Genomic DNA, 13,118 nt, shown 5'->3' with positions numbered 1-13,118 from the left:
GATGTTCGAGCCTCCCTGGACCGATCCTGCCGACCTCGTCAGCGCGCTCAGGCGTGACGGCGAAGCTGTCCTTGCCCCGGGAGCGCTCGGCACGCTGGGCGTGTCCGCGGCCGAGCTCGATGGCCTCAAGCACTGTTGGGACGACCTGCCACCCGATGGCTATCTGCGCGACGGCGGACGCTACCGCTTCCGCCGCCATGGCTGCTTCGTCGCTGATGGCGGTACGCTGACGCTCAGCCCCCACCGCGCCCACTGGCAGCCACTGGACTACAACGCGCTGCACGGCGGCATCCAGCGCTGGTACGTGCCGCTGGCGCAGGAAATGGCCGCGTCGCCCGCCTGGACGGCCCTGCTGCTGGGCTTGGCCCGGCTCGCCTGCGCGATGAAGGGCGAGCAGCCCTGGTTCATCGAGGCCCACCCCTTTCGCATCGACACCAGCGACGGCATAGGCCGGCCCACGCCCGAGGGCGCGCACCGCGATGGCGTGGACTTCGTGGCCGTGCTGCTGGTCGGCCGCCATGGCATCAAGGGCGGAGAGTCGCGCGTCTTCGAGGCCGACGGCCCGGCCGGCCAACGCTTCACGATGACGCAGCCGTGGACCACGCTGCTGCTTGACGACGCTCGCGTGATCCACGAAACCACGCCCATCCAGCCCCTCGCCGCGGGTGAGCGCGGCTGGCGGGACACGCTGGTCATCACGCTGCGAAGCGGTGGCTTCCAGGGTCCGTAGAATTCGAGGCGGCCCCGCCAAAAGCGGGGCCGTTCTCTTATTTACTGCGGCGCCACAAGCGCGATAGACCATGACCCCGACGTCCCTCTTCGGCCTGCCCGAGCAAGCCCCCCATGAGCGCGTGCTGCTCGCCACCGACCCGGCCACCGGCCTGAAGGCCATCCTCGCCGTGCACAGCACCGCCCGCGGCCCCGCTTTTGGCGGTTGCCGCCTGTGGCACTACGAGTCCGACGCCGCGGCGCTGAACGACGCGCTGCGCCTGTCCCAGGGCATGAGCCTGAAGAATGCGCTGGCCGACCTGCCCTTCGGTGGTGGCAAGGCCGTCATCCTGAAGCCCGAAGGCGCCTTCGACCGCCCTGCCCTGTTCGCCGCCTTCGGCCGCGCCGTGCAGTCGCTGGCCGGCGCCTACATCACCGCCGAGGACGTCGGCACGACCACGGCCGACATGCGCGGCATGCAGGCGCAGACGCCCTTTGTCAGCGGCATCCCGCGCGAAGGCGCCTTCGGCGGCGACCCCAGCCCCAAGACGGCCTGGGGCGTTTTCGTTTCCATCCAGGCTGGTGCCCGCATCGTGCTGGGCCGCTCGTCGCTCGAAGGCGTGCGCGTCGCGCTGCAGGGCCTTGGCGCGGTGGGCTGGCATCTGGCCGAGTTCCTGCACCAGGCAGGTGCAAAGCTGGTCGTTGCCGACGTCGATGTCTCCAAGGTGGAACGCGCCGTCACGCAGTTCGGCGCCACGGCCGTGAACGTGGCCGAGATCCTGGCAGCCGACGTGGACGTGCTGGCCCCCTGTGCCCTGGGCGCCGCGCTCAACGAGCAGACCGTGCCGGCCATCCGGGCCCGGCTGATCGCCGGCGCAGCCAACAACCAGCTCGCCACGCCTGCCGATGGCGACGCGCTGCAGCGCCGCGGCATCTGCTACCTGCCCGACTACCTGGTGAATGCGGGCGGCATCATCAGCGTCGCCCGCGAATACCGCAACGAAGGCGAGGAAGCCGCAGTGATGGCCGAGGTGAGCCGCATCGCCGGACGCGTCGAGGAGTTGCTGCAGCGCGTGCAGACGGCCGATTCCACGCCCGCGCGCGTGGCCGACGACTGGGCGCGCTCCAAGCTGGTTCGGCCAGCCTGAGCCCCCGGGTTGGCTGGGTGGTTGCGCCCAGCCAACACTAGAGAGGCCTCTCAAGTCCAGGGTTTGTCTTGTCCTACGGCCGACACAGCCGTTGCGCACAATCGCTGCGGTTACGCAAGATTACGGAGACACCCTCATGAGCAATCCTCGTCCCGCGGGCGCCCTGCGCCCGCTGCTGGTCGCCCTTGCGCTGCTGCCGCTAGCCCTCACGGTCGAGGCCGCTGGCTACCGTTTCGGCACACAGAGTGCCGCGGCCGAAGGCACGGCCAATGCCAATGCCGCCGAAGCGGCTGACGCCAGCACGCTGTTCGCCAACCCCGCCGGCATTACGCGGCTGTCCCCGGGCTGGAACTTCTCTGGCGTGCTGGACTACCTGGACGCGAAAGCCCGCTTCACCGATGCGGGCTCCACCATCTCGCTGCCCGGCTCCGGCCTGGCGTCGCGCCCCATCAGCGCGGTTGGCGACACGCTGGACTTCACCAAGCCGGTCGTCGTTCCCCATGCCTACCTGAGCTACAAGGACTCCGATACGCTGGCCTACGGCCTGGGCGTGTTCGTGCCCTGGGGCACCAAGCTGAACTACCGACCCGACTGGGGAGGCCGCTACAACCTGCAGAAGGTCGAATTGCAGTCCCTGTCGATCAATCCCAACATCGCCTTCAAGCCCAGGGCCGACCTGTCGCTGGCGGCCGGCCTCAACCTGGAGTACATGGACGGCAAGCTGCGCCGCGCCGTACCCTATGCCTCGGTCTACGCGGCCGGCCTGCTCAACGCCGCCCACCAGGCGGCCGCCGGCGGCGCTCCCGGCCTGGCACTGCAGTTGCAGCAACAGGCCGCGCAGATCTTTGGCGACCCGGCCTATGACGGATCCATCGCCATCAAGGGCAAGGACTGGGGCCTGGGCTTCAACCTCGCCCTGCTATGGGAGCCCATGGCAGGCACGCGTCTGGGGGCAGCCTACCGAAGCGGCGTCAGCCACAAGCTCAAGGGCAGCGCTGACTGGACGCAACCGAACAACCTGCCCGCCAACGTGCTGGCCGCCATCACGGCATCGCCCTACAACGGCGTCTCGGCGCTGGACCACAACGACTCCGATGCGAGCCTCTCTGTGCATACGCCCGAGTCGCTGTCGCTGCACGGCTTCCACCAGCTGACGCCCACCATCGCAGTCATGGCCGACTTCACCTGGACGCGCGACTCGCGGCTCAAGCAGCTGCGCATTGACTTCGCGAATTCAACCGCCGACTCCATCACCGCCGAGCACTGGAAGGACAGCAGCAAGGTCTCCGTCGGCGCGCAATGGCGTGTGATGCCGGCACTGCTGCTACGGACGGGCTTCAGCATGGACCGCTCGCCCGTACCCTCCAGCACCCGCAGCCCGGCCCTGCCCGACGCCCACCGCACCTGGTACGCACTGGGCGCCAACTGGGCGCTCACCGACAGCGCCAGCGTCGACCTCTCCTTCGGCCATGTGAAGCTGAAGGATGCGGCCATGGAAGCCACCGACGACGGCGACGGCGAAACGCCCTGCAACTGCGCCTACTCCACCGCGCGGGGCAACTACACCACCAAGGCCACCATCGTCGGTGTCCAGTTCAACTACAAGTTCTGAGGAGGCGAACACCATGGATCGCCGCAATTTCCTACGCCGCAGCGCCGCCCAAGCGGGTGCGCTGATCACCGCCTCCACGGCGCTGTCCAGCCTGGTCGGCTGTGGCGGCGGTGACGCCGGCACGCCCATCCAGCCGCTGCCAGCCACCTTCCCCGGCAGCAGCACACCGTTGCCAGCCACCCCTGCTGCCAGCGGCGCCTACAAGTTCCCGCAATCAGTCGCCTCGGGCGACCCCAAACCGGACGGTGCCGTACTGTGGGCCCGGGTCGTGCCGAGCACGGCCGATGACGTTGCCAGCGCCGGCGGCGCCGGCAGCTACACGGTCAAGCTCACCATCAGCAGCGCCGCCGGCAATGCCGCCCTGCTGGGCACGACCACTGCCCTGACCGGCACGGCCGACGCCACCGCCGACGTGCCGGTCTATGAGTTCTACGACCACACGCTGCGCCACCGCATCAGCGGCCTGAAGGCCGAGACGGTCTACTACTACCAGTTCACCGCCGGCAGCAACACCTCGCGCGTAGGCCGATTCAAGACGGCCCCGGCCGCCGAGACCGACAACAACGCGCTGAACTTCGCCTTCATCTCCTGCCAGGACTGGAGCGTGAACCACTGGGCCGGCCTGGACACGCTGGCCCAGGAGAACATCGACTTCGTCGTCCACCTGGGTGACTACATCTACGAGGCCGTCGGTGCCGACTACCAGGCCGGCGGCGTCGAGAGCGCCCACGTCGCGCTCAGCCTGCCCAACGGCACAACACTTCCCACCGGCGGCAAGTACGCGACAACCCTGGCCGACTATCGCTATCTCTACAAACGCTACCGCACCGACCGCCGCCTGCAGAACCTGCACGAGCGCTTCGCCTTCGTCGCCATCTGGGATGACCACGAGTTCAGTGACGATTGCTGGCAGGACCGCGAGACCTACGACAACGGCACGTTCAACGCAGCCACCGGCGTCGGCGACAACACCGCACAGACCCCGCGCCGCCTGGCGGCCAACCAGGCCTGGTTCGAGAACATGCCGGCCGACATCAGCTTCACGCTGGATCCCGGCCAGGGCATCACCGGCATCCGCATCTACCGCGACCTGAAGTTCGGCAAGCTGATGCACCTGGTCATGACCGACCAGCGCCTGTACCGCGCAGATCACCTCATCCCCGAGGCCGCGCCCAGCCCGTTGACGGGCCAGCCGGTCGGCTCCATCGGCGCGCGCTACCTGGTTCCGCAGGCGACGCTGACCAGCGTCGAGGCTGCCAAGCTGCAGGCCGGCGCCGCACTGCCCGACCCGCTTGCCCTGGTCAGCGTGCTGGGCGGAGCACAGCGCCAGTGGTGGGTGCAGACCATGACCACCTCCACCGCGCTGTGGAAAGTCTGGGGCAACGAGGTCTCGCTGCTGCGCATGGGTATGGACGGCAACCAGATCCCCACTGCACCGGCCGCCTTCAAGGCCAAGTTCGTGCTGAACGCCGACCAATGGGACGGCTTCAACGCAGAGCGCAAGTACCTGATGGGCCAACTCCTGGCCAAGGGTGTGAAGAACGTCGTCGCGGTCACCGGCGACATCCATGCCTTCTACGCCGGCGTGGTGATGGCCGACTACGACGCGGTGACCCGGCTACCCGCCATGGTCGACCTCGTCACGGCAGGCGTGTCCAGCAATTCCAACTTCAGCTATTTCTACAGTGCAGCCACGCAACCCGCCTTCGCGGCGCTCAAGCCCCTGGTGGCTACCAGTGAGTTCGAGGCGGAGGCCATCGCCATCCAGATGCTGAGCGCCGCCATCGCGATGGCGGCGGGCGTGAGCGACCTCGGCAACACCGCCGCCATCCAGGCCGCCGTACAGGCAGCCATCCTCGCCGGGAAGGTGCCGGCCGCGGCCTTCGCACCAACGGCCACGCTGTCCCGCGCCATCGTCAATACATTCGACGAGACGCAGAACGGTGCGATGGGGACGCTGGTCGCCAGCCTCATCGCCAACCTGGCAGCTACAGGCAAGTCCGTCGCGGCGATGACGCTCTATGGCCTGATCCAGCAGTCGCTGGCCACGGCCCTGGGCATCCCGGCCAATCTCGTACCGTCGTCAGAGATCGTCAAGCGCCTGAACCCCTTCGCCAACTCGACGACGGGCGCCGCACCGCCGGTCAACAATCCCTGGATCAAGCACGTCGACAGCGACGCCCAGGGCTATGCCGTCGTGTCGCTGAGCAAGACCGAGCTGGTCTGCACCTTCAAGAAGATGGCGCGCCAGGTCGGCGGCGTGGCGCCAGCGACGCCGGTGGCCAGCGTCAGGACCGCTCGCGTCGCAGCCGGCGTGACCGATGTGACCGTGGTCTAGGACGAGCCGCTCCAAACACAAGCGCCCGGCATTGCCGGGCGCTTGTTTGTCCAGCGGGTGTTTGCCGCTCGAATGGCGCAATGGGCCTCGACGGCTCCGGACGTCCAGAGCGGCCCGTGCACCGGGTCCCCTCAAGAGGCTGAGGCCGGACACAAAGAACCCCGAGGGCGCCTTGTGTCCACCTCAGGCCAAGGTCGCCGGCCCTTGCACGGTGAAGCCGGCAGGCAGCGGGCCGACTATTCGCCGAGGTAGGCCGCGCGGACCTTGGGGTCGTTCAGCAGGGCCTGCCCCTCGCCGTCCATCGTCACCTCGCCCGACTCCATCACGTAGCCGCGATTGGCGAGTTGCAACGCGCGGCTGGCGTTCTGCTCGACCAGCAGGATGGTGACGCCTTGCTGGTGGATGTCGTTCACGACCTCGAAGATCTTGTCCACCATGATGGGCGACAGGCCCATGGACGGCTCGTCCAGCAGCAGCACCTTGGGACGGGCCATCAGCGCACGGCCCATGGCCAGCATCTGCTGCTCGCCGCCGGACATGGTGCCTGCCAGCTGCTTGGCGCGTTCCTTCAGCCGCGGGAACAGGCCGAACACCTTGTCCATGTCGGACTCGATCTCGCCATCGTTGCGGTTGTACGCCCCCATCTGCAGGTTCTCGACGATGGTCATCCGCGTGAACGTGCCACGGCCCTCCGGCACCATGACCAGGCCCTTCTTGGCCAGGTCCCAGGCGCCCTTGCCCTTGATGGACTCTCCCAGATACGTCACCTCTCCGGCCGCCACGGGCTGCAGTCCGGTGACGGCCTTCAGCGTGGTTGTCTTGCCGGCGCCGTTGGCGCCGATCAGCGACACCAGTTCGCCCTCGCGCACCTCGAAGCTCACGCCCTTGACGGCCTGGATGCCGCCATAGGCCACCTTCAGGCCGCTGACCTTGAGCAGGGTTTGCTTTGCTTCTGCCATATGGTTCGTCCCTCGCTCAATGCGGCTTGTGGCCGGCACCGAGATAGGCCTCGATGACCTTCTCGTTGTTCTGCACCTCGGCCGGCGTGCCCTCGGCGATCTGCTTGCCGTAGTCCAGCACCGTGACGCGATCGCACAGGCCCATGACCAGCTTCACGTCATGCTCGATCAGCAGGATGGTGCGGCCGTCGTTGCGGATGCGGTCGATCAGCTCGCGCAGCACGACCTTCTCGGTCGCGTTCATGCCCGCGGCAGGCTCGTCCAGCGCGATCAACTGGGGATCGGTGGCCAGGGCCCGGGCGATCTCCAGGCGACGCTGGTCGCCGTAGCTCAGCGTACGGGCCTTGAAATCCGCGTACTTGCCAATGCCGACGTAGTCCAGCAGCTCCTGGGCGCGTGCCTTGATCGCGGCCTCCTCGGCCTTGAACCCGGGCGTACGGAAGATCGCGCCGATCAGGCCGGACTTGGTGCGGATGTGGCGGCCCACCATGACGTTCTCGATGGCCGTCATGTCGGCAAAGAGGCGGATGTTCTGGAAGGTGCGCGCGATGCCGGCCTTGGCAACCTGGTGCACGGCCTGCGGCGTATAGGGTGTGCCGCCCAGCGAGAAGCTGCCGCCGTCGGGCGTGTACAGACCGGTGATGACGTTGAAGAAGGTCGTCTTGCCGGCGCCATTGGGGCCGATCAGGCCGTAGACCTGGCCGCGCTGGATCTGGATGCCGACGTCGGACAGGGCCTGCACGCCGCCGAAGCGCTTGGACGCGCCGCTGACGTTGAGAACGATGTTGTCGTGGGTGCTCATGGTCGGTCCCTATTCACTTGGCGGCGACGGGGGCAGCCTTGCCATGCTCCGGCGCAGGCCACAGGCCGCGCGGACGGACCAGCATGATCGTGATCATGGCCAGCGCAACCAGCAGTTGGCGCAGGATGGAGGCGTCGATGCGGCCGCCGGTCATGCTCTGGATGTCACCTGCCACGTAGCGCAGCACTTCCGGCAGGGCCGCCAGCATCAGCGCACCCAGGATGACGCCGGGGATGTGGCCGATGCCGCCCAGCACGACCATCGCGACGATCATGATGGATTCCTGCAGGCTGAACGACTCGGGCGAGACGAAGCCCTGGAAGCTGGCGAACATCGAGCCGGCCACGCCGCCGAAAGTGGCACCCATGCCAAAGGCCAGCAGCTTCAGGTTGCGGGTGTTGATGCCCATGGCCTTGGCGGCAATCTCGTCCTCGCGGATGGCCATCCAGGCGCGGCCGATGCGCGACTGCTCCAGGCGATAGCAGATGACGACGCTGCCGACGACGAGGGCCAGGAAGAGGTAGTAGTACAGCGTCACCGAGGGCAGCGTGTAGTCGCCGATCTGCAGCGACTTGCCAAGGCTGACGCCAAAGAAGTGGAAGGAGTCGATCTGGCCGATGCCGCGCGGGCCGTTGGTGATGTTGAGCGGGTACTCCAGGTTGTTCAGGAAGACGCGGATGATCTCGCCGAAGCCCAGTGTGACGATGGCGAGGTAGTCGCCGCGCAACTTGAGCGTCGGCGCGCCCAGCACGACGCCGAACAATGCCGCGATGCCGGCGGCCAGCGGGATGACGATCCACAGCGGCGAGTGCAACCCCTGAGGGAACGCTGCCTGGAAGGCCTCGAAGTTCTCGCTCAGGTGCGGGCTGGCCAGCAGCGCGAACATGTAGGCACCCACCGCATAGAACGCGACATAGCCGAGGTCCAGCAGCCCGGCATAGCCGACGACGATGTTCAGGCCCAGTGCCAGCAGCACGTAGAGCAGGGCCAGGTCGATGATGCGCACCGGGCCGTTGCCGAACTGCTGCGCGAACAGCGGCACGACCAGCAGCCCCACGGCGGCGATCAGGAAGGTGATGAGTTTCTTGGCTTGCATTGCGTTCCTCCGTCAGGCGCGATCGGCCACGCGCTCGCCCAGCAGGCCCGAGGGACGCAGCGTCAGCACGAGGATGAGGGCGATGAAGGCGAAGATGTCCGCGTAGTGGCTGCCCAGCACGCCACCGGTCAGATCGCCCAGGTAGCCCGCGCCGATGGCCTCGATGAGGCCCAGCAGCACGCCGCCGACCACGGCACCGGCGAGATTGCCGATGCCTCCCAGCACCGCGGCCGTGAAGGCTTTCAGCCCCGGCATGAAGCCCATGGTGTGCTGCACGGTGCCGTAGTTGGCCGCCCACATCAGGCCGGCCACGGCGGCCAGTGCAGCACCGATGACGAAGGTCGTCGAGATGATGAAGTCCGGCTTCACACCCATCAGGCCGGCCACGCGCGGGTTCTCTGCGGTGGCCCGCATCGCACGGCCCAGCTTGGTGTAGTTCACGAGGTACATCAGCCCGGCCAGGATGCACACGGTGAGCCCCAGGATCAGGCACTGCGTGACCGTGATGACGGGACCGCCCAGGTCGAACGGAGTCGTGGGCAGCAGCAGCGGGAAGGGCTTGGGATTGGGTTTCCAGATGATCATCGCGAGCACCTGCAGCAGCAGCGACATGCCCATTGCGGTGATCAGTGGTGCCAGCCGTGGTGCGTTGCGCAGCGGCCGGTACGCGATCTTCTCGACCGAGAAGTTCAGCACCGCGCAGACGACGACGGCGCATGCCAGGCCGATCAGCATCAGCAGCCACCCGGGCAGGCCAGCGTCGCCCAGCGCCGTGACCACCGTCCAGCTGACCATGGCGCCGACCATCAGGATCTCGCCATGCGCGAAGTTGATGAGGTTGATGATGCCGTAGACCATCGTGTAGCCGAGCGCGACGAGGGCATACATGCTCCCGAGCACCAGGCCGTTGATGATCTGTTGAATCAGAGTCTCCATGAGGGCTCCAGGATTTTGTTGGGGCGCAGCATGCGCCAACGGACCCGACTCAAATCGCAACCCTCGTGCCAATCACGAGGTTTCAAGGGTATTCACCGACGGTCCGAAACGGCCGACCGTTCGATCCGTCCCTCGGGAGCGGTACCGGTCAGATTTCACGAGTGTGTGCCACGGAAAACCGGGCGGAAATCCGCACAAACCGCACACACGGCGGGCGGTTCTCCGCCAGCCCCGAAAAAACCCTCTCAAGGCCTGTCGGCGCCCACCTGGCATGGGCACACTAGACGGCCCTTCTGCCATGGTTGTGCTCGACTCCCCCCGCCCGCGCGCGCTGCACCTGCTGCGGCTGCTGAGCCGTCCGGGCTTCCATCTCTTCCTGGCCGGCCTGCTGATGGTGCTCGGTTTCGTGCTTGCGCACCGCTTGAGTGAACGCAGCGGCCGCGAGCAGCTGTCGGCCCTCAGCACCGAGAGGCTGGAGCTCTATGCCAGCAACCTCGCCGCGGAGCTGGGCCGGCATGCCTCGCTGCCCAGCCTGCTGGCCATAGACCCGACATTGCAGGCGCTGCTGCAGGCTCCCGATGACGAGCAGGCCCGCCGAGCGGCCAGCCGCATGCTGGCCCGCGTCAACGTGCGCGCCGGCACCCACCAGATCTTCGTCGCCACGCCCCAGGGCGAGGTGCTGGCCGCCAGCGAAGCACTCAGCGCCCCGGCCCGCCTCGCCGAAGCCCTGGCCCAGGGCCGCGTGCACTTCTTCGCCGCCGATCCCGGCACCGGCAGCACCGACTTCTATCTGCTGCACCCTTTGCGCCAGGCCGGGCAGCCGGCGGGCGTCATCGTGGTGCGCTTCAACCTCGCGCCGCTGGAGGCGACCTGGGTGGACCTGGGCCTGCGCTCCCAGGGCGAGCGCATCCTCGTCGCCGACGACCAGGACGTCGTCATCATGAGTTCGGTGCAGGCCTGGAAGTACGCCGTGCTGGACCACGCCGACCCATCGCGCCGCCAGGCCCTGCAGGCCAGCGCGCGCTACCCGCAGGCCATCGGCCCGGACCTGGACCTGCCGGCCTCACTGGAGGTTCATCAGGGCCAGCAGGTGAAGCTGCCGCTGCCCGGCTCCGGTGCGGCCTCGGGCGCGAAGCCCATGCTGGCTCAGCAACGACAGATCGTCCCGCTGGGGCTGCGCCTGGTGGCGCTGTCCGACCTGACCGAGGTACGGCAACGCGCCCAGTACGCGGCCTGGGGTGGCGCGGCCTTCGGCGCGAGCATCGGTCTGCTGGTGCTGTACCTGTCGTCACGCCGGCGCGCACTGCGCCAGCTCACCCAAGCCCAGGCCGCGCTACGCCAGACCCATGCGCAGCTGGAGCAGCTGGTGGACAGCCGCACGGCGGAGCTGCGCCAGACCAACGCCGCACTCAAGACCCAGATCGAGCAGCGCCTGCAGACCGAGGGCGAACTGTTGCAGGCCAGCAAGCTGGCCGTGCTGGGGCAGATGTCGGCGGGGCTGTCGCATGAGGTCAACCAGCCGCTGACGGCGCTGCGAGCGCTGGCGCGCAACTCGATCCGCCTGCTGGAGAGCGGCCGCCAAGACGCCGTGAGCGCCAACCTGCAGATCATGGACGACATGGTCGAGCGCATGAGCCGCATCACCAGCCAGCTCAAGAGTTTTGCGCGCAAGGCCGACGAGCAGGTGGCCGGCGCTGTCGCGCTGCTGGACTGCGTGCACAACGCCCTGCTGCTGCTGGAGCACCGCAGCCGCACCATGGGCCTGCAGGCCGAGGTCGACGTGCCTGCGGGCCTGCGCGTACGCGCCGAGGCCAACCGGCTGGAGCAGGTGCTCGTCAACCTGTTCGGCAATGCCATCGACGCCATGCAACAGGAAACCGAGCGCCGGCTGCGAGTGCGGGCCGTCGCGCAGGAAGGCGGGCGGCGCGTGCTGGTACAGGTGCAGGACAGCGGCTCCGGTGTCGGCGAAGAGGAACTGGCGCATCTCTTCGAGCCCTTCTTCACCACCAAGCCGGCTGGCGAAGGGCTGGGGCTGGGCCTGGTCATCTCGGCCAAGATCGTGCAGGAGTTTGGCGGCACGCTGCGGGCCGAGCGCCTGGGCAATGGAGAACACGGCATGAGTTTCGAGTTCGACCTCGCTGTCGACACATGGGAAGCGCAGGAGAAGGCCAATGTTTGAGGGTTACAAGGTCGTGTTCGTCGAGGACGACCTGCCGGTGCGAGTCAGCCTCACGCAGACGCTCGAGCTGGAAGGGCTGGCCGTCGTGCCCTGCCGCAGCGCCGAGGAAGCCCTGCCTCACATCCAGCCCGGCGCACAGATCATCGTCATCACCGATGTGCGCCTGCCCGGCATGGACGGCCGCGCGCTGCTGGCCCACGTGCAGGCCACCGACCCCGCCATCCCCACCATCCTCATCACCGCCCATGGCGACGTGGCCATGGCCGTGCAGTCCATGCGCGCCGGGGCCTACGACTTCATCGAGAAGCCCTTCGCCCCCGAGCGCCTGCTGGACGTGGCCCGCCGCGCGCTGGACCTGCGTACGCTGCGCCATTCCGCCGACGAACTGCGCGCCCAGCTGCAGCGCGCCAGCGGCATCGAGGCCGCGCTGCTGGGCCAGTCTCCCGCCATGCAGCAACTGCGCCGCCAAGTGCTGAACCTGGCCGGCACGTCGGCGGACGTACTCATCGTCGGCGAGACCGGCACCGGCAAGGAGCTGGTGGCACGCTGCCTGCACGACCAGAGCCCGCGCCGCGACCGGCACTTTGTTGCCATCAACTGCGGGGGCCTGCCCGAGGCATTGTTCGAGAGCGAGCTGTTCGGTCACGAACCCGGTTCATTCACGAGCGCCGCCAAGCGCCGCATCGGCAAGATCGAGCACGCCAACGGTGGCACGCTGCTCCTGGACGAGATCGAGACCATGCCCATCGCGCTGCAGATCAAGCTGCTGCGTGTGCTGCAGGAGCGCCGAGTCGAGCGACTGGGCTCCAACGAGGAACTGCCGGTGAACGTGCGCTTCATCGCAGCCAGCAAGTCCGACCTGCGCGAGCAGTCCAATCGCGGCGAGTTCCGCAGCGACCTCTACTACCGCCTCAATATCGCGACGCTGACCCTGCCGCCACTGCGCGAGCGTCGCGAGGACGTGCCGCTGCTGTTCGAACATTTCGTCGCGCAGGCCTGCGACCGCTACGAGCGCACGGCGCCTGAACTGACGTCAGACAAGCTGCGCGGTCTGATGGCGCATGACTGGCCAGGCAACGTGCGCGAGATCCGCAATGCCGCCGATCGCTTCGTGCTGGCACTGGACGACCTCGACCCGCAAGCCGCGTTGCAGGCCGTGCCAAGCCTCAATCTCGCGCGGCAGATGGACGTCGTCGAGAAGGCCTTGATCGAGCAGGCGCTGCGTCGCACCCAGGGCAAGGTGCCTGCCGCGATGGAGCTGCTGGGCACGCCGCGCAAGACGCTGTACGACAAGCTGAACCGGCATGGCATCCAGCTGGACGCCTTCCGCTGATCGGCCG

Annotated in this window: 10 protein-coding genes; 6 read left to right on the top strand and 4 right to left on the bottom strand. The window is 67.8% G+C overall.

Features of this window, described 5'->3' with window-relative positions; translation table 11 throughout:
- The first annotated feature begins 1 nt into the window (after position 1).
- The 4 genes from QM732_RS05485 (at position 2) to QM732_RS05470 (ending at position 5,806) form a co-directional block, all read left to right on the top strand.
- The gene (locus QM732_RS05485; RefSeq protein WP_415655179.1) at positions 2-730 is read left to right on the top strand and encodes a 2OG-Fe dioxygenase family protein; all 729 of its coding nucleotides are present in this window, start codon (positions 2-4) and stop codon (positions 728-730) included.
- A gap of 70 nt (positions 731-800) precedes the next feature.
- Entirely contained in the window at positions 801-1,856 is a 1,056-nt protein-coding gene (locus tag QM732_RS05480) for a Leu/Phe/Val dehydrogenase (RefSeq protein ID WP_415655178.1), read from the top strand.
- A gap of 136 nt (positions 1,857-1,992) precedes the next feature.
- Positions 1,993-3,468: an OmpP1/FadL family transporter gene (locus tag QM732_RS05475; protein WP_415655177.1), complete on the top strand. Its 1,476-nt coding sequence runs from the start codon at positions 1,993-1,995 to the stop codon at positions 3,466-3,468.
- 13 nt (positions 3,469-3,481) lie between these two features.
- Positions 3,482-5,806, top strand: a complete 2,325-nt coding sequence (locus QM732_RS05470; RefSeq protein WP_415655176.1) for an alkaline phosphatase D family protein — start codon at positions 3,482-3,484, stop codon at positions 5,804-5,806.
- Between the two features lie 236 nt (positions 5,807-6,042).
- On the opposite strand, the gene QM732_RS05465 is transcribed toward QM732_RS05470, so the two are convergent.
- The 4 genes from QM732_RS05465 to QM732_RS05450 are packed head-to-tail and all read right to left on the bottom strand — an operon-like array spanning position 6,043 to position 9,599.
- A complete protein-coding gene (locus QM732_RS05465) occupies positions 6,043-6,765 on the bottom strand; it encodes an ABC transporter ATP-binding protein (protein ID WP_415655175.1) in 723 nt (240 codons plus the stop codon).
- A 16-nt stretch (positions 6,766-6,781) separates the two neighbouring features.
- Positions 6,782-7,567 (bottom strand): ABC transporter ATP-binding protein, encoded by a 786-nt coding sequence (locus QM732_RS05460; protein WP_415655174.1) that lies wholly within the window; start codon positions 7,565-7,567, stop codon positions 6,782-6,784.
- A gap of 13 nt (positions 7,568-7,580) precedes the next feature.
- Complete coding sequence (locus QM732_RS05455) at positions 7,581-8,663, bottom strand: branched-chain amino acid ABC transporter permease (RefSeq protein WP_415655173.1); 1,083 nt, start codon at positions 8,661-8,663, stop codon at positions 7,581-7,583.
- A gap of 12 nt (positions 8,664-8,675) precedes the next feature.
- The gene (locus QM732_RS05450) at positions 8,676-9,599 is read right to left on the bottom strand and encodes a branched-chain amino acid ABC transporter permease (RefSeq protein ID WP_415655172.1); all 924 of its coding nucleotides are present in this window, start codon (positions 9,597-9,599) and stop codon (positions 8,676-8,678) included.
- 298 nt (positions 9,600-9,897) lie between these two features.
- On the opposite strand from QM732_RS05450, the gene QM732_RS05445 reads away from it, so the two are divergent.
- A complete protein-coding gene (locus QM732_RS05445) occupies positions 9,898-11,778 on the top strand; it encodes a sensor histidine kinase (RefSeq protein WP_415655171.1) in 1,881 nt (626 codons plus the stop codon).
- Positions 11,771-13,111 carry a sigma-54-dependent transcriptional regulator gene (locus QM732_RS05440; RefSeq protein ID WP_415655170.1) on the top strand — a complete coding sequence of 447 codons (1,341 nt, stop codon included), beginning with the start codon at positions 11,771-11,773 and terminating at the stop codon, positions 13,109-13,111. Before QM732_RS05445 ends, QM732_RS05440 begins: the two co-directional genes overlap by 8 nt.
- The last annotated feature ends 7 nt before the right edge of the window (positions 13,112-13,118 follow it).

The organism is Roseateles sp., assembly GCF_047654805.1.
Classification (GTDB): domain Bacteria; phylum Pseudomonadota; class Gammaproteobacteria; order Burkholderiales; family Burkholderiaceae_C; genus Pelomonas.
This window is presented reverse-complemented; position numbering and strand designations above follow the sequence as displayed.